This is a genomic window from Streptomyces sp. KPB2 (assembly GCF_003950055.1).
Lineage (GTDB): Bacteria > Actinomycetota > Actinomycetes > Streptomycetales > Streptomycetaceae > Streptomyces > Streptomyces salinarius.
Map to the genome: position 1 here is coordinate 191,589 of NZ_CP034353.1, position 20,501 is coordinate 212,089.

16 protein-coding genes are annotated in these 20,501 nt (G+C 72.7%); 12 read left to right on the forward strand and 4 right to left on the reverse strand.

Going from position 1 to position 20,501, the window contains the following annotated elements; translation table 11 throughout:
• Positions 1–17: 17 nt before the first annotated feature.
• Complete coding sequence (locus tag D1J63_RS00885; RefSeq protein WP_102927596.1) at positions 18–848, reverse strand: PP2C family protein-serine/threonine phosphatase; 831 nt, start codon at positions 846–848, stop codon at positions 18–20.
• A gap of 462 nt (positions 849–1,310) precedes the next feature.
• On the opposite strand from D1J63_RS00885, the gene D1J63_RS00890 reads away from it, so the two are divergent.
• The 8 genes from D1J63_RS00890 to D1J63_RS00925 all read left to right on the forward strand — a co-directional run bounded on the left by D1J63_RS00890 (position 1,311) and on the right by D1J63_RS00925 (position 11,700).
• Positions 1,311–2,210, forward strand: a complete 900-nt coding sequence (locus tag D1J63_RS00890; RefSeq protein ID WP_125627281.1) for an NAD-dependent protein deacetylase — start codon at positions 1,311–1,313, stop codon at positions 2,208–2,210.
• 143 nt (positions 2,211–2,353) lie between these two features.
• The gene (locus D1J63_RS00895) at positions 2,354–3,643 is read left to right on the forward strand and encodes an ABC transporter substrate-binding protein (protein WP_125627282.1); all 1,290 of its coding nucleotides are present in this window, start codon (positions 2,354–2,356) and stop codon (positions 3,641–3,643) included.
• 82 nt (positions 3,644–3,725) lie between these two features.
• Positions 3,726–4,667 (forward strand): sugar ABC transporter permease, encoded by a 942-nt coding sequence (locus D1J63_RS00900; RefSeq protein WP_125627283.1) that lies wholly within the window; start codon positions 3,726–3,728, stop codon positions 4,665–4,667.
• Between the two features lie 14 nt (positions 4,668–4,681).
• Positions 4,682–5,509 carry a carbohydrate ABC transporter permease gene (locus D1J63_RS00905; protein WP_102927208.1) on the forward strand — a complete coding sequence of 276 codons (828 nt, stop codon included), beginning with the start codon at positions 4,682–4,684 and terminating at the stop codon, positions 5,507–5,509.
• Entirely contained in the window at positions 5,506–6,549 is a 1,044-nt protein-coding gene (locus D1J63_RS00910) for a LacI family DNA-binding transcriptional regulator (protein WP_125627284.1), read from the forward strand. Before D1J63_RS00905 ends, D1J63_RS00910 begins: the two co-directional genes overlap by 4 nt.
• A gap of 67 nt (positions 6,550–6,616) precedes the next feature.
• Entirely contained in the window at positions 6,617–8,551 is a 1,935-nt protein-coding gene (locus D1J63_RS00915; protein WP_125627285.1) for a cellulase family glycosylhydrolase, read from the forward strand.
• Positions 8,548–10,866, forward strand: a complete 2,319-nt coding sequence (locus D1J63_RS00920; protein WP_125627286.1) for a glycoside hydrolase family 3 N-terminal domain-containing protein — start codon at positions 8,548–8,550, stop codon at positions 10,864–10,866. Before D1J63_RS00915 ends, D1J63_RS00920 begins: the two co-directional genes overlap by 4 nt.
• A 15-nt stretch (positions 10,867–10,881) precedes the next feature.
• The gene (locus D1J63_RS00925; protein WP_164712672.1) at positions 10,882–11,700 is read left to right on the forward strand and encodes a siderophore-interacting protein; all 819 of its coding nucleotides are present in this window, start codon (positions 10,882–10,884) and stop codon (positions 11,698–11,700) included.
• A gap of 17 nt (positions 11,701–11,717) precedes the next feature.
• Here the strand turns inward: D1J63_RS00925 and D1J63_RS00930 are convergent, their stop codons facing one another.
• Positions 11,718–12,650 carry a 2-dehydropantoate 2-reductase gene (locus D1J63_RS00930; protein ID WP_125627287.1) on the reverse strand — a complete coding sequence of 311 codons (933 nt, stop codon included), beginning with the start codon at positions 12,648–12,650 and terminating at the stop codon, positions 11,718–11,720.
• A 53-nt stretch (positions 12,651–12,703) separates the two neighbouring features.
• Complete coding sequence (locus D1J63_RS00935; RefSeq protein WP_102928450.1) at positions 12,704–13,534, reverse strand: alpha/beta hydrolase; 831 nt, start codon at positions 13,532–13,534, stop codon at positions 12,704–12,706.
• A gap of 176 nt (positions 13,535–13,710) precedes the next feature.
• Between D1J63_RS00935 and D1J63_RS00940 the strand changes: the two genes are divergently transcribed.
• The 3 genes from D1J63_RS00940 (at position 13,711) to D1J63_RS00950 (ending at position 18,094) form a co-directional block, all read left to right on the forward strand.
• Positions 13,711–16,377 carry a SpoIIE family protein phosphatase gene (locus D1J63_RS00940; RefSeq protein ID WP_125627288.1) on the forward strand — a complete coding sequence of 889 codons (2,667 nt, stop codon included), beginning with the start codon at positions 13,711–13,713 and terminating at the stop codon, positions 16,375–16,377.
• 33 nt (positions 16,378–16,410) lie between these two features.
• Positions 16,411–17,487 carry a P1 family peptidase gene (locus tag D1J63_RS00945; protein WP_125627289.1) on the forward strand — a complete coding sequence of 359 codons (1,077 nt, stop codon included), beginning with the start codon at positions 16,411–16,413 and terminating at the stop codon, positions 17,485–17,487.
• A gap of 214 nt (positions 17,488–17,701) precedes the next feature.
• Positions 17,702–18,094 (forward strand): VOC family protein, encoded by a 393-nt coding sequence (locus tag D1J63_RS00950; RefSeq protein ID WP_125627290.1) that lies wholly within the window; start codon positions 17,702–17,704, stop codon positions 18,092–18,094.
• A 71-nt stretch (positions 18,095–18,165) separates the two neighbouring features.
• On the opposite strand, the gene D1J63_RS00955 is transcribed toward D1J63_RS00950, so the two are convergent.
• Positions 18,166–18,573 carry a MerR family transcriptional regulator gene (locus D1J63_RS00955; RefSeq protein WP_176152751.1) on the reverse strand — a complete coding sequence of 136 codons (408 nt, stop codon included), beginning with the start codon at positions 18,571–18,573 and terminating at the stop codon, positions 18,166–18,168.
• 394 nt (positions 18,574–18,967) lie between these two features.
• Here D1J63_RS00955 and D1J63_RS00960 point away from each other — a divergent pair, with 394 nt between their 5' ends.
• A complete protein-coding gene (locus D1J63_RS00960) occupies positions 18,968–20,473 on the forward strand; it encodes a SulP family inorganic anion transporter (RefSeq protein ID WP_125627291.1) in 1,506 nt (501 codons plus the stop codon).
• Positions 20,474–20,501: the final 28 nt, after the last annotated feature.

Below are 20,501 nucleotides of genomic sequence, written 5' to 3' on the forward strand. Positions count from 1 at the left end.
GGCGAGACGGGAACGCCCTACGGCGTAACGGAACGCCCGTCATGGCCGATGACGAGCACGGCCGCGTCGTCCTCGTGCCCGATCAGCGCGGCGTTCTTGAGTACGGCGGCCGCCAGCGCGTGGGCCTCCATACCGACGGCGGCGGCGAGGCTCGCCAGCCGGACCACCCGTTCCAGGCCGTCGTCGACGCTCAGCGACGGCCCCTCCACCACGCCGTCCGTGACCAGGACGAACACCCCGCCCGTCCCCAGCCGGTACCGGGTCACGGGATAGTCGGTGCCCTCCATGACGCCCAGGGGCGGCCCGCCCTCGTCCCGGCAGACCTCGGCCCGGCCGTCCGCGGTGGCCCGGACACACGGGATGTGGCCGGCCCGGGCGCTCTCCAGCAGGCCGGTCGCCGGATCGTACCGCATGAAGGTGCAGGTGGCGAACAGATCCTTGTTGAGGGAGAGGACCAGTTCGTTGGTGCAGGCCAGGAGGTCGCCGGGTTCGCTGGTCACGGAGGCGAGCGCCCGCAGGCCGACCCGCACCTGCCCCATGAAGGCGGCGGCGTCGATGGCGTGGCCCTGGACGTCGCCGACGGAGAGGCCGATGCGGCCGTCGGGGAGGGTGAAGGCGTCGTACCAGTCGCCGCCCACGTTGAGCCCGGCGTACGCGGGCGAGTAGCACGCGGCCAGGTGGATGCCGGGTACGGCGGGGAGGTCCGCGGGGAGCATGTCCCGCTGCAGGGCGATCGCCAGCTCCACCTGGGACCGCCGCAGCTCGGCGAGCTCCTTCGCCTGCGTGGTCAGCGCGGCCAGCCGGGCGAGCAGCTCCTCACCGTCAGGTGCGGGACGCTTGCGGAACATGGACCACTCCCCGCCAGGCCGCCTCTCCCGGCAGGGCCTCTCGGCCCCCTGGACAGTGCCAAGTCTGTCACCCGGGACGCGAAAGGTCATGCCGGAGCCGTCCGGGACCGGGGCGGCCCAGGGGCGGCGCGGGGGTGCGTGTCACGCCGGAAGCGCGGGGGCGGCGGTGCGCCGTACCAGGAGACACGGCGGCTGCCGTTTTCCCGGCCACCTCCGTCATACCGGGAAGCACGGCGGCAGACAGCGCTCCTCGCCCACCGGGAGACGGCGGCCGGCGCCGGACGGGCTCCGTCTTGCCGACGGCACGCGGGGGCGGCGGGCAGTACCGGCCCGTGGCGGCGGGGGCGGCGGGGGTGCCAGCCGGTTGCACGGGACGCGGGCGCGCGGGTCCATGGCGCGGGGGCGGCGGGCGGTGCCGGCCCGTGGCGCCCGGAACGGCGGCGCGTTCCGTACCCTTGCCGCATGCGCATGCGCCCCACTCTGAGCTGGACCCCGGGAGCGGACCTGCCGCCGGGCACCACGGACCTGGCACCCGTCGCCGACGCCCTGGGCGCCGGCGGTGTGCTGGTGCTCAGCGGGGCGGGAATCTCCACCGAGTCGGGCATCCCCGACTACCGGGGCGAGGGCGGCAGCCTGAGCCGGCACACGCCGATGACCTACCAGGACTTCACCGGCTCGCCCGACGCCCGCCGCCGGTACTGGGCGCGCAGTCACCTCGGCTGGCGCACCTTCGGCCGCGCCCTGCCCAACGCGGGTCACCGATCGGTGGCGGCGTTCGGGCGGCACGGTCTGCTCACCGGTGTGATCACCCAGAACGTCGACGGTCTGCACCAGGCCGCGGGCAGCGAGGGCGTCGTGGAGCTCCACGGCAGCCTGGACCGGGTCGTCTGCCTGTCCTGCGGTGCCTTCAGCCCGCGTCGCGAACTCGCCCGCCGACTGGAGGAGGTGAACGCCGGTTTCTCCCCGGTGGCCGCCGGCATCAACCCGGACGGCGACGCCGACCTCACGGACGAACAGGTCGGGGACTTCCGGGTGGTGCCGTGCACGGTGTGCGGCGGCATCCTCAAACCGGACGTGGTGTTCTTCGGGGAGAACGTGCCGCCGCGCCGCGTCGAGCACTGTCGCGAACTGGTGCGTGCGACGTCCTCGCTGCTGGTCCTCGGCTCGTCGCTGACGGTCATGTCGGGGCTCCGCTTCGTCCGCCAGGCGGCCGAGGCGGGCAAGCCTGTTCTGATCGTCAACCGGGACGCCACGCGCGGGGACCGGCTGGCCGTCACCAGGATCGCGCTGCCGCTGGGACCGGCCCTCACAGCCGTGGCGGACCGGCTGGGCCTGACCGTCGCAGCCGCGACGACGACCTGACCAGGCAGCTCGCGCCACTCGCCCGGTACGCAATCTCCTCGCCTCACCCCCTTGACCGTGGTCCCTGCACTCCATATGGTCCTCGCACCTCACGAGGTACATCGATTAACCAATCGTTAACCGCTTGGTTGGAGACCACCCCTGTGCGCTCATCGCTGACACGGCGCGAACTGCTCGCCGCCGGTTCCGGTTTGGCCGCGGCCGCGGCCCTGCCCGCTCTGTCCGGCTGCTCGTCGCTGGCGTCGGCGGACTCCGACCCGGACACGCTCGTCGTCCACACCCAGCTCGGCACCACCGCGCCCGGCTCCCCCACGTACCTCGCGGCCGTGGACCGCTTCCGGGAGGAGAACCCGGGGGTGAAGGTCAAGAACCTGATCAACGGCGACGACCTCGCCCAGGTGTACGAGACCTCACGACTGGCCCGCAAGGAGGCCGACGTCGTGATGGTCAACCTCTACGACAAGACCCTGGCCTGGACGGACGTGGGCGCGACCGTCGACGTCAAGCCCTACCTCGACGACTGGGGGCTGCGCGGGCGGGTCCTGCCCACCGCGCTGGCCGACTGGACGGACGACGAGGGCCGGGTCCGGGCCTTTCCCTACTTCGCCACCAACTGGCCCGTCGCGTACAACCGCGCCCTGCTGGACCGGGCCGGGGTCGGCGAGATCCCCACCACCGGGGACCAGCTGATCGCCGCGGCCCGCAGGCTGCGCGCCAAGGGCATCGCCCCGGTGACCGTGGGCGGCAACGACTGGACCGGCCAGAAGCTGCTGGCGCAGATCATCCAGACCTTCCTGTCCCAGGAGGAGGCCCGGCACGTCTACTCGACGGGTGACTTCTCCGGGCGCGGCGCCCGCCGGGGCATCGAGTACTTCACGCACCTGCGCGACGCCGGCGTCTTCGCGGACAAGGCCCAGGGCCTCACCTCCGACTCGATGACGACGCAGTTCAACACCGGGGAGGCGGCCGTCCAGTCGGCGATGTCCTCCGCGCTGGCCAAGGTGCCCGAGCAGGTGGCCCGGCACACGGAGGTCGGCGGCTGGCCTCTCGCGGAGGGGGCGGCGCACGACGGCCCGACCGTCATCCGCGCCTACACCCTCATCGGCTTCTGGATCAGCCCCAACGGCGTCCGCAAGATCGGGCACGTCGAGAAGTTCCTGCGGTTCATGTACCGCGAGGACGTCGTCGCGCGGTTCGTGACCGAGAGCGGCCGGGACATGGCCCTGCGCACGGACGCCGTCTCCACCGACTTCCCGCTGGTCGGTGCGGCCCAGCGGCTCGGCCCCGAGGTGAGCCAGGTGCTGCTGCCCGACGTGTACGTGCCACCGGCCGCCGCGCAACCGCTGATCACCGCGACCAGCACGTCGTTCACCCGCGGCACCGGTCCGGCCCGTGTGCGCGCCGCCCTCGAGTCCGCGTACCGCTCCGCATGAGCCGCCCGGACACCCCCGCGGCCGGCGCCCGGCGCCCTCTCGTCCCTCTCCCCCGTCCCACCCGTTCTCCGGGAGTCACCGCATGACGACGCTCACGACGACGCCGGACGGGAGTGCGGCCCGCAAGGCCGCCCCGCCCGCGTCCCCCGCCCCGGCCGCGCGCCGGCCCCGGCAGGGCGGCACCGTCCTCGCGGTGCCCGCGCTGGTGTGGTACCTGGTCTTCATGGTCGGGCCGCTGCTCGCCATCTTCGTCATCGCGGCCCTGCACTGGCCGGGCATGCTCCAGCCGGTGTCCTTCGCCGGGCTGGACAACGCCCGGGTGGTGCTGGACGACCCGGTGTTCTGGGACGCGGTGCGCAACACCGCCGTGCAACTGGCCGTCGCCGTCCCGGTGATGATCGTCTGCGCGTTCATGCTGGGGTACTACGTGGCCCAGCGGCCGCCGGGCCACCGGGTCCTCCGGTACCTGCTCTTCATCCCGGGGCTGATCTCGACGCCCGCGAAGGCGATGGTGTTCTACGCGGCCCTCTCCCCGGACGGCCTGCTCAACGGCGGGCTGGAGAGCGTCGGTCTCGGCTCCCTCGCCGACGCCTGGCTGGCCTCGCCGTCGACGGCGCTGGCGTGTCTGATCGCCCTGGACATCTGGGCGGGCATCGGCTTCACCGCCGTCCTGTTCGCCGCCCGGCTGGGCAGTGTGCCCGACGAGCTGGGTGAGGCCGCCCAGTTGGACGGGGCGGGGCACTGGCGGACGATGTGGTCGGTGCACTTCCCCGTCATCCGCGACTACGTGGGCGTGGTGACGATGCTCCAGTTCCTGTGGACGCTGTTCGGCTCCGCGCAGCACGTGCTGCTGCTCACCCAGGGCGGTCCGGGCACGTCGTCCACCACCCTGTCGTTCCTCGTCTACCAGAAGGCGTTCATCGCCGCCGACCTCGGCTACAGCCAGACCGTCGGCGTCCTCCTCTTCCTCGCCGGACTCGTCGGGCTGCTGACGATCCGCCGCGTCTTCCGCCAGAACTACTGATCGGAGCAGCACTGATGAAGCTCGGCAAGCGCTGGCTCCCGGCCCACGTCCTGGTGTGGACGTACGCGGTGCTGCTCGTCGTCCCGCTGTACTACTTCCTGGCCTCGGCGTTCAAGTCCAACGACGAGATCTTCGCGCACCCCTTCGCCCCGCCCACGTCGCTGGGGTTCGGCAACTTCCGTACGGCCTTCGAGAGTGCCGACCTCGGGCTCGCGGTCGTCAACTCGGCGCTGGTGACGGTGTTCTCGCTGGCGCTCACGCTGCTGCTGGCGATCCCGGCCGCGTTCGCGCTGGCGCGGTCGACCGGTCGGCTGGCGGGCGTGGTCGAGAAGGTCTTCTCGCTGGGCTTCCTGATCCCGACGTTCGCGGCGCTCTTCCCCACCTTCCTCCTGGCGGCGGCCACCGGGCTGTTCCACACCCGGATCTTCATGGTGCTGTTCCTGCCGGCCACGGCGCTGCCGCTGTCGGTGGTGATCCTGGTGCAGTTCATGCGCACCATCCCGCCGGAGATGGAGGAGGCCGCCCGGCTCGACGGGGCGTCGACCTTCGCGGTGCTGCGGCACGTGTACACGCCGATGTGCCTGCCGGGCATCGCGACCGTGCTGCTGCTGAACTTCCTGACCTTCTGGAACGAGTACCTGTACTCGCTGGTCATCATCGGCCCGGACCCGGCGCAGCGCACGGTCCAGGTGGCCCTGCCCACGCTGAAGTCGATCACCGGCACGGACTACGGCGTGCTGACGGCGGGTACGGTGCTGACGCTGGTGCCGGTGTGGGTCGTCTACACCCTGCTCCAGAAGCGCATGCAGCAGGCCCTGGTCAGCGGGGCGGTGAAGATGTGAGCGTCTCCACCGAGCGGGCCGGGCGCCGGCCCACGATCAAGGCGGTCGCGGCGGCGGCCGGGGTGTCGACGGCCGCCGTGTCCCAGGCCTTCAACAACAAGGGCCGGCTCTCCGAGGCGACGCGCCGCCGGATCCTGGACGCCGCGCTGGAGCTGGGCTGGTCGCCCAGTGCCTCCGCCGCGGCCCTGCGCAACGCGCGCACCCGCAGCCTCGCCCTGGTGGTGCGGCGCCCCACGGACGTGCTGGGCTCCGACCCCCACTTCAGTGAACTGATCACCGGCATAGAGGGCGAGTTGGCGCCGCGCGGCTACGGTCTGCTGCTGCACCTGGTCAGCGGCCACCGTGAGGAGAACGCGCTGTACGAGCGGCTCGCGGCCGAGGGCCGGGTGGACGGCGCCGTGCTCACCGACGCCCGCGACGACGACGCCCGGCCCGCGCTGCTCGCCCGTCTCGGGCTGCCGGCGGTGCTGCTCGGTTCGCCCGACGACACGGCCGTCGTCCCGCGGGTCGGGCTGCGCGACCAGGGCGCGGGGATCGCCGAGGCCGTCGCCCACCTGCTGGGCCTCGGCCACCGGCGCGTCGCCTACGTCAGCGGGCCGCCCGAGCTCCAGCACACGCGCGTACGCCGGGCGGCCTTCGAGGAGGCGCTGCGCGGGGCGGGCCTGCGCCCGTTCGCGGTCCTGCCCACCGACTTCAGCGAGCGGCGCGCCGTGGGCGCCACCGAGGCGCTCCTCGACTCCGCCGACCGGCCCACCGCGATCGTGTACGCCAACGACTCGATGGCGGTCTGCGGCATCGGCACCGCGCAGCGCGCCGGGCTGTCCGTGCCCCGGGACGTGTCCGTCGTCGGGTACGACAACCTGCCGCTCGGCAGCTGGCTCCATCCCCGGCTGACCACGGTCGACCAGCAGGTGCAGCGGGTGGGGGCGGCCGCCGCCCGCATGCTGCTGGCCCTGTGCGGCGAGGAGGTCGAGGACGCCGCCCTCGCGGAACGGCCGCGCCTGGTCGTCCGCGAGTCCACGGGGCCCGCCCCCACCTGACCACCGCCGGCCGCGGCCGACCGCGGCCGCCAGGCACCATCCGCACCCCCACCACCCGAGAAGGACCATGCGACGCCACAGCGCCCAGCTCACCCACCAGACCGACGTCCTGCCCTGGCTCGGCGCCAACTTCTGGTCCCGCACCGGCGGCCCGCTGATGTGGCGGAACTACGATCCCGGGACCGTGCGCGAGGAACTGCGCGTGCTCGCCGACCACGGTCTCAACACGACCCGGTCCTTCTTCTACTGGCCCGACTTCCACCCGGAGCCGCATCGGATCGACGACGAACTGTGCGCCCGTTTCGAGGACTTCCTCGACGCACACACGGAGACGGGCATGGGGACCATACCCACGTTCATCGTCGGTCACATGTCCGGCGAGAACTGGGACCCGGCCTGGCGCGGCAACCGCGACCTGTACGAGGACGTGTGGATGGTCGGCCGGCAGGCGTGGTTCGTCTCCCGCATGGCACGCCGCTTCAAGGACCACCCCGCGGTCACGGGCTGGCTGATCACCAACGAGATGCCCGGATACGGCCGGATCTACCAGGTCGACCCGCCGTCCTCCGACGTGGTGACCGCATGGGCCCAGGCCATGTGCAACGCGGTGCGGGCGACGGGCGCGACGCAGCCGGTGTCGCTGGGCGACGGCGCGTGGGGCATCGAGGTCACCGGCCGTGACAACGGGTTCTCGCTGCGGGAGACGGCCGAGTACGTCGACTTCGTGGGCCCGCACGTGTACCGCTCGGACACCGACCGGCCGCGGCAGCACTACCGGGCCGCCTTCGAGTGCGAGCTGGCCTCGGTGACCGGACAGCCCGTCGTCCTGGAGGAGTTCGGGCTGTCCACCGACACCGTCTCGGCCGCCAACGCGGGCGTCTTCTACCGGCAGACCCTGCACAACTCGCTGCTGGGCGGCGCCACCGGCTGGCTCGCCTGGAACAACACCGACTACGACGGCCTGTGGGACCAGTCCCCCTACGACCACCACCCCTTCGAGATGCACTTCGGCATCACCGACTCCGCCGGGGCGCCCAAGGAACCACTGCGAGAACTGGCCGCCTTCGCCGAGGTGTTGAAGGCCGTGGACTTCCGGCGCTGCTCCCGCACGGACGCGGACGCCGCCCTCGTCGTCCCCGCCTTCCTCGAACGGGGCTATCCCTACAGCCGTCCCGCCGACCGGCCGCTCATCTTCACGTCCCTGCACCAGGGTTACGTCACCGCGCACGCCGCGGACCTGCCGGTGGCCCTGACCCGCGAGGCCGACGGGCTGCCGGGCGAGGCGTCGCTCTATCTGCTGCCGGCCACCCGGCAGCTCACCACCCGCACCCGCAGGGAACTGGCCCGCCGGGCCGCCGAGGGCGCCACCGTGTACCTGTCCTTCTGCTCCGGGGAACACCCCGTCACCCGCGGTCCCTGGTTCGACGACCTCGACGGGCTCTTCGGCGTGGAGCTGCAGCTGTCCTACGGCGTCGCCGAGCCGATCGAGGACGACGTACTGGAGATGACGTTCACGGAGGACTTCGGCGGCCTGCGCGCCGGCGAGGTGCTGCGCTTCCCGGTCGCCGGGAACGAGGACAGCCGCGCCTATCTGCCCGTCGTTCCGCGGGCGGGACGGGTCGTGGCGGTGGACGCCCACGGGCGACCGGCCCTGATCGTCCACGAGACCGGGGTGGGCCGGACGGTGCTGGCCACCTATCCGCTGGAGCACATGGCGGCCCGCACGGCGCGCGTCAACCCCGACGTCACGCACCGTCTCTACGCCGCGCTCGCTCAGGTGGCGGGCGTGCGCCGACCCGTCACGGTCGCCGATCCGCACGTCTCGGCGGACGTCCTCGTCCACGCCGACGGGCGCCGTTTCGTGTGGCTGGTCAGCCAGAGCCCGGAGCCGCTCGTGGTCCGTCCGGACGCCGAGGGGAAGCTGCACGAGCTGACCGACGGCCGCCCGGTCGAGGACGTGGCGCTCGACGCGTACGGCGTAGTGGTGCTGGAGCTGCGATGACCCTCCCCCGCTACCGGGACCCCGCCGCGCCGGTGCCGGACCGCGTCCGTGACCTGCTGGGCCGCATGACCCTCGCGGAGAAGGTCGGTCAGGTCAACCAGCGCATGTACGGCTGGGACGCCTACGAGCGTGCCGGGCAGGGACACCGGCTCACCGACGCCTTCCGCGCGGAGGTCGCCGCCTTCGACGGCATGGGCGCGCTGTACGGGCTTCAGCGGGCCGACGCCTGGTCGGGCGTCGGCTTCGCGGACGGCCTGGACGCCGGGGACGGGGCGCGCACGGCGGCGGACGTGCAACGGCACGTCATGGAGCACACCCGGCTCGGCATACCCGTGCTGCTGGTCGAGGAGATGCCGCACGGCCACCAGGCGCTGGACGGCACGGTGCTCCCGGTGAACCTCGCGGTCGGTGCCACCTGGGACCCGGACCTGTACGCCGACGCGGTGGCCGGGGCGGCCGCCGAACTGCGGGCGCGCGGCGCGCACATCGCGCTGGTGTCCGCCCTCGACCTGGTGCGCGATCCGCGCTGGGGACGCAGCGAGGAGTGCTTCGCCGAGGACCCCCACCTCGCCGCGCGGATGACCGAGGCCCTGGTCGAGGGCGCGCGCCGGGCGGGTGTGGCCGTGGTCCTCAAGCACTTCGCCGGGCAGGGCGCCACCGTGGGCGGGCGCAACAGCGCGGCGACGGAGCTGGGGCCGCGCGAACTGCACGAGGTGCACCTGGCGGCGGCCAGGGCCGGGGTGGCGGCGGGGGCGGCCGGGGTGATGGCCGCCTACAACGAGTTCGAGGGTCTGCCCTGCGTCGCCAACCGGTACCTGCTGACCGACCTGCTCCGCACGGAGTGGGGCTTCGAGGGCGTCGTCATGGCGGACGGCACGGCGGTGGACCGGCTGGTGCGGCTCACCGGTGACCCGGTGGCGGCGGGAGCGCTGGCGCTGGACGCCGGGTGCGACCTGAGCCTGTGGGACGACTCCTTCACCCGGCTGGGCGAGGCGGTGGAACGCGGCCTGGTCTCCGAGTCGGCGCTGGACGCCGCGGTGGCCCGGGTGCTCGCGCTGAAGTTCCGCCTGGGCCTGTTCGAGGCGCCCCTGCCGACGGCCGAAGAGGTCACCGAAGGCCTCCCCGATCCCGCCGAGGTGGGCGAGCGCGTCGCCCGCGCGTCGGTGACGCTGCTCTCCCACACGGGCGGGGTGCTCCCCCTGTCCCGAGCGGCGCGGCGGATGGCGGTCCTCGGACCGAACGCCGACTCCCTGGCACAGCAGATCGGCGACTACACGGCGCCGCAGCAGCCGGGCAGCGGCATCACGGTGCTGGAGGGCATCCGCGCGGCGGTCGCGCCCGGCACCGAGGTGGTGCACGGCCGGGGGTGCGGTCTGGTGGGTGACGACGTGTCGGACGTCCCGGCGGCCGTGGCGCTGGCGGCCGGCTCAGACGTGGCCGTGCTGGTGCTGGGCGGTTCCAGCGCCCGTTCCTCGGACACGGTCTTCGACGCGAACGGAGCGGCCGTCACGGGGTCGGGAAGCCCGGCCGACATGACCTGCGGTGAAGGTGTCGACCTCGCGGACCTGATGCTGCCGCCCGGGCAACGGGCCCTGCTGGCCGCGGTGTCGGCGACCGGAACCCCGGTCGTGGTCGTGCTGGTCCAGGGCCGCCCGCACGCCCTGCCCGAGCTGGACGCGCCCGCGGCGGCGGTGCTGAGCGCCTGGTACCCGGGGCCGCGCGGGGGCCGTGCCGTGGCCGAGGTGCTGTTCGGGGACGCCGAGCCGCGCGGCCGGCTGCCGGTCTCCGTACCCCGGTCGGCCGCCCAACTGCCCGTCCACTACAACGGGAAGGACCACCGCTACCGCGGGTACGTCGACCAGAGCGCCGGGCCGCTGCATGCCTTCGGGCACGGCCTGTCGTACACGAGCGTCGCGTACGGGGCGCCGCGCCTCTCGCACGCGCGAGTCGGCGTGCGGGCCCCGCGGTTGACCTGCCGGGTCACGGTCCGCAACACGGGGGCCCGGACGGCCGAGGAGACGGTCCAGCTCTATGTGCGCCGTCTGTCCGGGGGCACGTCCTGGCCTCGCGTGCGGGAGTTGCGCGGTTTCGTCCGGCTGAGCATCGCGCCCGGCGAGGAGGCCGAGGCGGTCTTCGAGGTGGGTCCGGACACGCTGGCGTCGGTGGGGCGCGACCTCCGCCTCGCCGTGGAGCCGGGGGTGGTGGAACTGGAGACCGGCCCGGCGTCCGACCGGACCCGGGGCGCACGCCTGGAGATCACGGACGCCTGGACCACGGCCTCGGAGGCCACGGACTCGGATTCGAACGTGATTTAGGTTAGCCTTACCTTCATGGCGAAGGTTCGACGGCTCACGCCCCAGCACCCGCAGATGTTCCGCGCCCGCGTCGTACGGACCGAGCGGGTCTCCCCGTCCATGCAGCGCGTCACGGTCTCCGGGCCGGGACTGGACGGCTTCCCGTGGCGGGGGTACGACCACTGGTTCCGGCTGTTCTTCCCGCTCCCGCATCAACGCGACCTGCGTCTGCCGGAGTTCACCGGCTCGCAGTGGTGGCAGCCCTATCTCGCGATCCCGGAGGAGGAGCGGCCGCACTGCGCCAACTACTCCGTGGCCGACTACCGCTGTCGGGCCGCCGAGTTGGACATCGACTTCGTCGTCCACCGCGGACCCACCGGCGAGATCGAGGGCCGGGCCGCGATCTGGGCCTGCGCCGCCCGCCCCGGGGACACCCTCGCCCTGCTCGACCAGGGCATCCTCTTCGACTGTCCGCAGGACGCCTCGGAGGTCATCGTGGTGGCCGACGAGACCGGACTGCCCGCCACGGCGGGCATCATGCGCTCGCTTCCCCGAGGCGCCGTGGGGCGGCTCATCCAGGAGATCCCCACCGACGGCGACCGCCGCGACCTGGACGCCCCAGCCGGCATGACGGTCTCCTGGGTCGTACGGCGGGACGGCGCCTCGGTTCCCGGCGCCGCCGCGCTGCGTGAGCTGCGCCGGCTGACCCGTGCCGACACGACGGGATACGCCTTCGTCGTCGGCGAGTCGACGCTGGCCACCGAAGGACGCAGGCACCTGAACCGCCTCGGCCTGCCGAAGGATCGCATCACCTTCTCGGGGTTCTGGAAGCACGAGGCGCCGGCCGCGGCCTGAGTCCACGGCCGCCCCGGTCAGGAAACGGCGTCCGGGCGGCCGAGGACGTACGGCGCGAGGATGTCGGCCACCGTCCGGTTGCGCGGCGCGGGAACGCCCAGCCGGTCGGCGAGGTCCACCACGCCCCCGCTGAGCCAGGGCAGTTCGAGGCGGTTGCCCTTCTCCAGGTCGTTGTGCATGGAGGAGGTCATGGCAGCGGGGAGCGTGTCGCAGAAGCCGAGCCGGTCCTCGGCGAAGCCGCTGTCCAGCCGTACTCCCGACGCCTGCGCCACGGCCACCGTCTCGGCCATGACGTCGTACAGGAGCCGTCGGCTCCGTTCGTTGGCGCGGATGACGCCGACGGGCTGACGGACGGTCGCCGTGGTCGCCGACAGGCCCACGAGGAACACGAACTTCTCCCAGATCACCCGCTCGATGTCGTCGTCGGCCTCCGCGTCGATTCCCGCGTCCCGGAAGGCGGCGAGCACGGCCCGGGCGGTCTCCGCCGAGCCCGGCCGGTAGGGACCGAGCACGACCTTCTGCAGGGTGCCGTTGTGCCTGACGACTCCCGGTTCCTCGATGAAGGCGGAGATGAAGCAGACGCCGCCCAGGACCTGTTCGTCCGCCAGGCGGTCGCGCAGGACGGCGTCCTTGTGCACCCCGTTCTGCAGGGACAGCACCGTCGCGTCGCGCGCCGCCGAGGACTTGAGCTGCTCGGCGACGGACTCGGTGTCCCACAACTTGACGGCCACGAGGACCAGATCGGTGGGGCCGAGTTCGCAGACGCTCGCGACGACGGTGTCGGGCGAGGTGCGCACGTCGCCCAACGGGCTGCGCACGACCAGACCCGACCGGCGGATGGCCTCGAGGTGGCTGCCCCGGGCCACGAAGGTGACCTCGTGCCCCGCCGCGGCCAGCCGGGCTCCGAAGCAGCCTCCGACTCCGCCCGCCCCGATCACCGCTATGCGCATGTCCGTTCCCCCACTCCCTCGGCAACCGTCCGAACGGTCGCCATCATGCCCCGTTACGACTTCACGAAGGCCAGGAGGTCGGGGTTGAGGATGTCCGGGTGGGTCGAGAGCATGCCGTGCGGGAGTCCTTCGTACGACTTCAGGGTGCCGTTCGGCAGGAGTTCCACCGACCGGGGCGCCGCGTTCTCGTAGGGCACGACCTGGTCGTCCGTGCCGTGCGCGACGAGGACGGGGACGTCGATCCGCTTGAGGTCGTCGGTGAAGTCGGTCTCCGAGAAGGCCGCGATGCACTCGTAGTGCGCGTTGGCGGCGCCCGTCATGCCCTGCAGCCACCAGCGGTCGATCAGCCCCTGGGAGACCGTCGCGCCCTCCCGGTTGAAGCCGTAGAAGGGGCCGGACGGCACGTCGATGTAGAACTGCGCGCGATTGGCGGCCAGGGCCGCGCGGAACTCGTCGAAGACCTCGATCGGCAGCCCGCCGGGATTGCTCTCGGACTTCACCATCACCGGCGGAACGGCACTGACGAGCACGGCCTTCGCGACCCGGCCCGGCTTGGCGCGCGCCACATAGCGAGCGACCTCGCCGCCCCCGGTGGAATGCCCGATGTGTACGGCGTCCCGCAGGTCGAGGGCGTCGGTCAGGGCCGCGACGTCGGCGGCGTAGGTGTCCATGTCGTGGCCGCCGGAGGGCTGCCCCGAGCGTCCGTGACCACGCCGGTCGTGGGCGACGACCCGGTAGCCGTGGGACAGGAAGAACAACATCTGGTTGTCCCAGTCGTCGGCACTGAGCGGCCAGCCGTGGTGGAAGACGATCGGCAGGCCGTCGCGCGGCCCCCAGTCCTTGTAGAAGATGTCCGTGCCGTCGGAGGTGGTGACCGTACCCATTGCCATTCCTTCCGCGTGAAAGACGGATCCGCGCCAGCCACCCTACGCCGTAAACCGACATTCGACATTTTTCACTCATACCGGTCAGGAGTGCGGGTCGGTCGGAAGCCGGTGAACTCCGCCGGGAAGGCGCACGCGCTCGCCGTCCGGCGGCGCAGCGACGTTAAATGGACCCTATGGACCAGCTGCTCCGGCGGCTGCGGTCCTGGCGTGGGACACGCAGCGTTGCCGGCCAGATCTTCGCTCTCCAGGTCGTGGTCGTCCTGCTTCTCGTGACCTCGGCGGCCGTCGCCCTGCTGTTGCAGTCACGGTCCGACGCCGAGCGGGGAGCGCGGCAACGGTCCCTCGCCGTGGCCTCGGCCGTCGCCTCGAGCCCCTCGGTGCGGCAGGCGGTGTCCGACGGCCGTACGAGCGCCGCGCTGCAGCAGCAGGCCAGACAGACCCGTGAGCGCTCCCACATGGACTTCGTCGTCGTGATGAGTCCCACGGGCATCCGCTACACCCATCCGAACCCCGCCCAGATCGGCCGGCACTACATCGGCAGCATCGCCGCCGCGCAGCGGGGCGGCACCGTCACCGAGACGACGACGGGGACGCTGGGCCCCTCCGTGCGCAGCGTGGTCCCCGTGACCGGCCCCGGGGGCAAGGTGGTCGGGCTGGTGTCCGCGGGCATCACCGTCGACCGGGTGAGCGGGGTCTCCGGGCGGCAGGTGCCGATCGTCCTGGGGACCGCGGGGCTGGCGCTCGCGGCGGCCACCGGCGGGACCGCGCTGATCGGCAGGCGTCTGAGGCGCCAGACGCGCGGTCTCGGGCCGGCGCAGATGACGCGCATGTACGAGCACCACGACGCCGTTCTGCACGCGGTTCGCGAAGGGGTGCTCATCGTCGATCCGCACGGCTGTCTGCTCCTGGCCAACGACGAGGCACGGCGCCTGCTGGCGCTGTCGCAGGACGTGAGCGGGCGGCCCGTCACGGACCTCGGACTCGCCGCGGAAGCCGAACGGCTCCTGCTGTCGGGCCGGGAGACCACGGACGAGGTGATCCAGGTCGGCGACCGGCTGCTGGCCGTCAGCCAGCGACCCACGGCGCAGCCCTCCGGGCCGGGAGGCTGGGTCGCCACCCTGCGGGACACCACGGAGCTCAGCGCCCTGACCGGCCGGGTCCAGGTGGTCCAGGAACGGCTCGGGCTGCTGTACGACGCCGGGCTGCGCATCGGCACCACCCTGGACGTGACCCGCACCGCCGAGGAACTGGCGGAGTTCGCCGTGCCCCGCTTCGCCGACTACGTCACCGTCGACCTGGCCGACGCCGTCCTGCGGGGCGAGGAGCCGGACCGGCTCGGCACGGCGGAGCTGCGTCGTGTCGCCGTGCACGGCATCCGTCGGGACGCGCCCCTGTACCCGGTCGGTGCGCTGATCCACTTCGAGCCCGACACCCCTCAGGCCGCCGGCTTCGACTCCGGCCGGACGGTGCTGGAGAGGGACATGCCGGCCTTCTTCGGCTGGCAGGCCCAGGATCCGGAGCGAGCGCGCGAGCTGGTGTCCCACGGCATCCACTCCATGATCGTCGCGCCGTTGCTCGCCCGCGGGGCCGTTCTCGGGGTGGCGACCTTCTGGCGTTCCAAGGAACCGGCGTCCTTCACCCCGGAGGACCTGTCGCTGGCGGAGGAGCTGGCCGCCCGCGCGGCGGCGAGCACGGACAACGCGCGCCGCTTCACACGGGAGCGCACCATGGCGGTCACGCTGCAGCGCAGCCTGTTGCCGCATGCCCTGCCCGAGCAGAACGCGGTCGACGTGGCACACCGCTACCTGCCGGCGGAGGCGGGGCTGGGCGGTGTGGGCGGCGACTGGTTCGACGTCGTCCCCCTGCCCGGCGCGCGGGTCGCCGTGGTGGTGGGCGACGTCGTGGGGCACGGGCTGCACGCCGCCGCCACGATGGGCCGGCTGCGCACCGCCGTCCACAACTTCTCGACGCTCGACCTGCCGCCCGACGAACTTCTGTGGCACCTGGACGAGCTGGTCACCCGTATCGACCAGGAAGGCGACGGCGGCGAGGGGACACCGACGCTGACGGGCGCCACCTGCCTGTACGCGATCTACGACCCGGTCTCACGCCTGTGCACCATGGCCAGGGCGGGCCATCTGGAACCCATCCTCGTGCACCCGGACGGCCGGGCCCACCTGCCCGGCGTACCGGCCGGCCCGCCCCTGGGCCTGGGCGGACTGCCCTACGAGAGCACGGAGGTGTCGCTGCCCGAGGGCAGCAGCATCGTGCTCTACACCGACGGTCTGATCGAGGACCGGCGGCACGACATCGACGAGGGGATCGAGCGCCTGCGCCGAGCGCTCGCGTCGGTGGGGCGTACGCCGGAGCAGATGTGCCAGGCGGCCATGGACGCCATGTTGCCCGCGGCCCCGCGCGACGACGTGGCGCTGGTGGTGGCCCGCACCCGGCAGCTCGACGAGGAGCACACCGCGTACTGGGACGTGCCGTCCGATCCCTCGGCCGTGGCCGGCGTCCGGGCCGACGCCACGCGGCGGCTGGAGCGGTGGGGCATGCAGGAGGAAGCGTTCACCCTGGAACTGATCCTCAGCGAACTGGTTACCAACGCGATCCGGTACGCGACCGGCCCCATCGGGGTGCGGCTCATCCACGACCGCAACCTCATCTGCGAGGTGTCCGACGGCAGCAACGTGTCGCCGCACCTGCGCCGCGCCACCACCCTGGACGAGGGCGGCCGGGGCCTCTTCCTCGTGGCCCAGTTCGCCGACAACTGGGGAACTCGCTACACCTCCGGGGGCAAGGTGATCTGGACCGAGCAACGCCTCGGCACGGAGCCCTGACATCCGCTCCCTCGGGGCGTAGCGTCCGGCCGTATGGAATCACCGCCTCCTCCGCGGCCCGGTGCCACCCGGCGCCGGGCCCGTGACCTCGGGATCGTCGTCGGATCGTGCGGCACCGGGCCGTTGAACACGATCACCGACGTGCCGGGGGTCCGCGTCGGGCACACCACCGTGCGCCGGCCGCCGGACGTGCACAGCGGAGTCACCGCCGTCGTGCCGGACCTCGTCGGTCCCCGCACGCCGCTGCCGGCCGGGGTGTTCACGGGCAACGGCTACGGCAAGCTGATCGGTACCACCCAGCTCGCCGAGCTCGGCGCGCTGGAGACCCCCGTGCTGCTCACCTCCACCCTGTCGGCGTTCCGGGTGGCCGACGCCCTCGTCGGCTGGATGCTGGAGCGGCCCGGGTGCGAGGAGGTACGGAGCCTCAATCCGGTCGTGGGCGAGTGCAACGACGGCTTCCTGTCCGACATCCGGGCCCGGCCCGTGCACGAGGAGCACGTGCGGGCCGCCCTCGACACGGCCTCGGGCGGTCCGGTGGCCGAGGGGTGCGTCGGCGCGGGGACCGGAACCGTCGCGCTGGGGTTCAAGGCCGGTGTCGGCACCGCCTCCCGCGTCCCGGACGTGGGGGGCCGGCGCTTCACGGTGGGCGTGCTGGTGCAGGCGAACTTCGGCGGTACGCTGCGGGTCCTCGGCCGGACCCTCACTCCCCCGTCCCCCGGCGTCGCGCCGGACGGTCCGGGCCCGGACGCGGACGTCGGTTCCTGCATGATCGTGGTCGCCACCGACGCTCCGCTCGACCCCCGGCAGCTCACCCGTGTCGCACGGCGCGCGGTGTTCGCGCTGGCCCGCACGGGCTCGGCGTACAGCCACGGCAGCGGTGACTACGCCGTCGCCCTCGGCACCCGGCCGGACGCCGGCCGGCCGGTGGCGGACGCCGATCTGGGCCCGCTGTTCGAGGCCGTCCTCGACGGGGTCGAGGAAGCGGTGCTGAACTCGCTGCTCGCGGCGAGCACGACGACCGGTTTCGGCGGCCGGACGGTGCCCGCGCTCGCCGAGGACGCCCTGGTCGCCGCCTTGGCCGGCCCGGTCCCGGGCTTCGGCGACCGTTGAACCAACGAGCACGGGACGGCCGTACGTCGGTCGTCCCGCCCCGGCCGGACACCGACCGCGTCGGCCGGAGGCCCACCGCCTCGGCCCCGGCAGAGGGCGGAGCCGTTTGCCGGGTACGCGGGCGCTTGATAGGGAGGTGGTGTCCCGGAGGGTTTCGGCCCGCCCGAGCACCTCGTGACCCGACGGCCCGGAACCCACGACCGGAGAAGCTCCCATGAAGATCCAGCTCACCAGCGTTTTCGTCGACGACCAGGCCCATGCCCTGCGCTTCTACACCGAGACGCTGGGCTTTTTGAAGAAGCACGACGTGCCCGTGGGCTCCGGAGGGGACCGGTGGCTGACGGTGGTCTCGCCGGAGGTTCCCGACGGGACCGAGCTGCTGCTCGAGCCCTCCGGTCATCCCGCGGTGGGTCCGTACCGGACGGCGTTGGCCCAGGACGGCATTCCGGCCGCCTCCTTCGCCGTGGACGACGTGCGGGCGGAGTACGAGCGGCTGCGCGGGCTCGGGGTGCACTTCACCCAGGAGCCGATGGAGATGGGTCCGGTCACCACGGCGGTCCTGGACGACACCTGCGGCAATCTCATCCAGATCATGCAGGGCCAGTAGCCGCGAGCGTATCCGGCGGCGCGGCGCGGCCCGGCCCCGCGGGAGCCGGTGCGGCGGCGCGGCCGTCGCGTCTACGGAGCCGTCGCGCTCTCCAGGCGGGCGGCCAGCGTCGCGGCGAACTCCTCGGCCCGCGCCAGCTGGGTCCGCAGGTCGGCCACCCGCTGCCGGGCCGCCCGTTCGAAGTCGCGGACGCGTTCCAGGAGCTGCTCGCGCTCGTCGGCCGGCAGCGGTCCGTCGCCCCGGTCCAGACGGTCGGTGGCCTCCAGCAGATCGCGCATCTCGTCGAGGGTGAAGCCGAGCGGCTTCATGCGGCGCACGACCATGAGGCGGGCGACGTCGGCCTCCGTGTACAGACGGAAGCCGCCCTGGGAGCGGGCGGAGGGGACGACCAGGCCGGTCTCCTCGTAGTGCCGGATCGTGCGCAGCGACAACTCGGTCCTGGCCGCCACCTCGCCGATCTGCATGTGCCCGCCGCTCACGCTGCGCCTTCCTCGTCGTCCGTCCCGCCGTCACCGCGACGGCTTGGATCTCTACCGTAACGTTAGGGTAGAGTTGCCCGGGTGCCGGGCCGCTGTGCCGTTCGGCACTCCATGGTGCGGGAGACCCGACAGGTGCGGGAGACCCGGTCCACCATGCCATTGCCGGGGCCGAGGAAGCCCCCGGCGAAGACCGACGCCGGCAGGAGAGTGCGAGCGCATGCCCATGATGCCCCGCGCCGCCGTCTGCCCGCCATGACGCTTCGCCCCTGAGCCGGCGGCCGTTCTCGACGGCGCGCCGTGTTCTTCCCCCTCGGCCCACCACCGCGCGGCCCTCGCGCTTCCCCGCACGCCCCTTCGCTGCCGGGCGTGCCCGACCACGACGGGTACCTCCCTCTTGTCTGCTCCCGCACTCTCCCCCGCCGCGCGCCTGCGCGGCCTCAAGCCCGACTGGATCTCCGACCCGAAGGTGTGGCGCACCGAGGTCCTCGCCGGACTCGTCGTCGCCCTGGCCCTGATCCCGGAGGCGATCTCGTTCTCGATCATCGCCGGGGTCGACCCGGAGATCGGCCTGTTCGCGGCCTTCACCATGGCCGTCACCATCTCGATCGTGGGTGGCCGCCGAGCGATGATCTCCGCGGCGACCGGTGCCGTCGCCCTGGTGATCGCCCCGTTGAACCGCGAGCACGGCCTGGGCTACCTCGTCGCGGCGGTCATCCTCGCCGGTGTCTTCCAGGTGGTGCTCGGCGCGCTCGGGGTGGCCAGGCTGATGCGGTTCGTGCCGCGCTCGGTGATGGTCGGCTTCGTCAACGCCCTGGCCATCCTCATCTTCATGGCGCAGGTGCCGGAGATGACCGACGTGCCCTGGCCCGTCTACCCGCTGATCGCGGCCGGGCTGGTGCTGATGGTGCTCTTCCCGAGGGTCACTCGGGTGGTCCCCGCGCCGCTCGTCTCCATCGTCGTCCTGACCGTCGTCACCGTGGCGGCCGGCATCGCCGTACCGACCGTCGGCGACAAGGGGGAGCTGCCCCACGCGCTGCCGGTGCCGGGGCTGCCCGACGTGCCGTTCACCCTCGACACGCTGACGACCGTCGCCCCCTACGCGCTCGCGATGGCGCTGGTCGGGCTCATGGAGTCGCTGATGACGGCGAAGCTGGTGGACGACATCACGGACACCCACTCCAACAAGACCCGCGAGTCGATCGGTCAGGGCATCGCCAACATCGTCACCGGCTTCTTCGGCGGCATGGGCGGATGCGCCATGATCGGCCAGACGATGATCAACGTGAAGGTGTCCGGCGCGCGTACCCGCCTGTCCACGTTCCTGGCGGGCTCGTTCCTGATGGTGCTGTGCATCGTCTTCGGGCCGGTCGTGTCCGACATTCCGATGGCGGCCCTGGTCGCGGTGATGGTGATGGTGTCGTTCACGACGTTCGACTGGCACTCCGTCGCCCCGAGGACGCTCAAGCGGATGCCGGCCGGCGAGATCCTCGTCATGGTGGTCACCGTCGCGGTCGTGGTCGCCACCAGCAACCTGGCCATCGGCGTCGTGGTCGGCTCCGTCACCGCGATGGTCGTCTTCGCCAGGCGGGTGGCCCACCTGGCGGACGTCACCTCGGTGACCGACCCGGACGGCGGCCAGGTCGTCTACTCCGTCACCGGCGAGCTGTTCTTCGCCTCCAGCAACGACCTGGTCTCGCGCTTCGACTACGCCGGCGACCCCGACCGGGTGGTCATCGACCTGTCCGCCACCCACATCTGGGACGCCTCGTCCGTCGCCGCCCTGGACGCGATCGAGACCAAGTACGCGCAGCGCGGCAAGCAGGTCGAGATCGTCGGCCTCAACGAGCACAGCACCGTCATGCGCGAGAGGCTCGGCGGCACCCTCGCCGGCCACCACTGATCCTCGGGGCCGTCGTCACGCGTGGGGC

Coding starts and splice junctions, on each gene's coding strand:
- D1J63_RS00950 (WP_125627290.1), top strand. CDS start 17,702: ATGAAGATCCAGCTCACCAGCGTTTTCGTCGACGACCAGGCCCATGCC.
- D1J63_RS00945 (WP_125627289.1), top strand. CDS start 16,411: ATGGAATCACCGCCTCCTCCGCGGCCCGGTGCCACCCGGCGCCGGGCC.
- D1J63_RS00885 (WP_102927596.1), bottom strand. CDS start 848: ATGTTCCGCAAGCGTCCCGCACCTGACGGTGAGGAGCTGCTCGCCCGG.
- D1J63_RS00915 (WP_125627285.1), top strand. CDS start 6,617: ATGCGACGCCACAGCGCCCAGCTCACCCACCAGACCGACGTCCTGCCC.
- D1J63_RS00920 (WP_125627286.1), top strand. CDS start 8,548: ATGACCCTCCCCCGCTACCGGGACCCCGCCGCGCCGGTGCCGGACCGC.
- D1J63_RS00935 (WP_102928450.1), bottom strand. CDS start 13,534: ATGGGTACGGTCACCACCTCCGACGGCACGGACATCTTCTACAAGGAC.
- D1J63_RS00940 (WP_125627288.1), top strand. CDS start 13,711: ATGGACCAGCTGCTCCGGCGGCTGCGGTCCTGGCGTGGGACACGCAGC.
- D1J63_RS00890 (WP_125627281.1), top strand. CDS start 1,311: ATGCGCATGCGCCCCACTCTGAGCTGGACCCCGGGAGCGGACCTGCCG.
- D1J63_RS00905 (WP_102927208.1), top strand. CDS start 4,682: ATGAAGCTCGGCAAGCGCTGGCTCCCGGCCCACGTCCTGGTGTGGACG.
- D1J63_RS00900 (WP_125627283.1), top strand. CDS start 3,726: ATGACGACGCTCACGACGACGCCGGACGGGAGTGCGGCCCGCAAGGCC.
- D1J63_RS00925 (WP_164712672.1), top strand. CDS start 10,882: ATGGCGAAGGTTCGACGGCTCACGCCCCAGCACCCGCAGATGTTCCGC.
- D1J63_RS00930 (WP_125627287.1), bottom strand. CDS start 12,650: ATGCGCATAGCGGTGATCGGGGCGGGCGGAGTCGGAGGCTGCTTCGGA.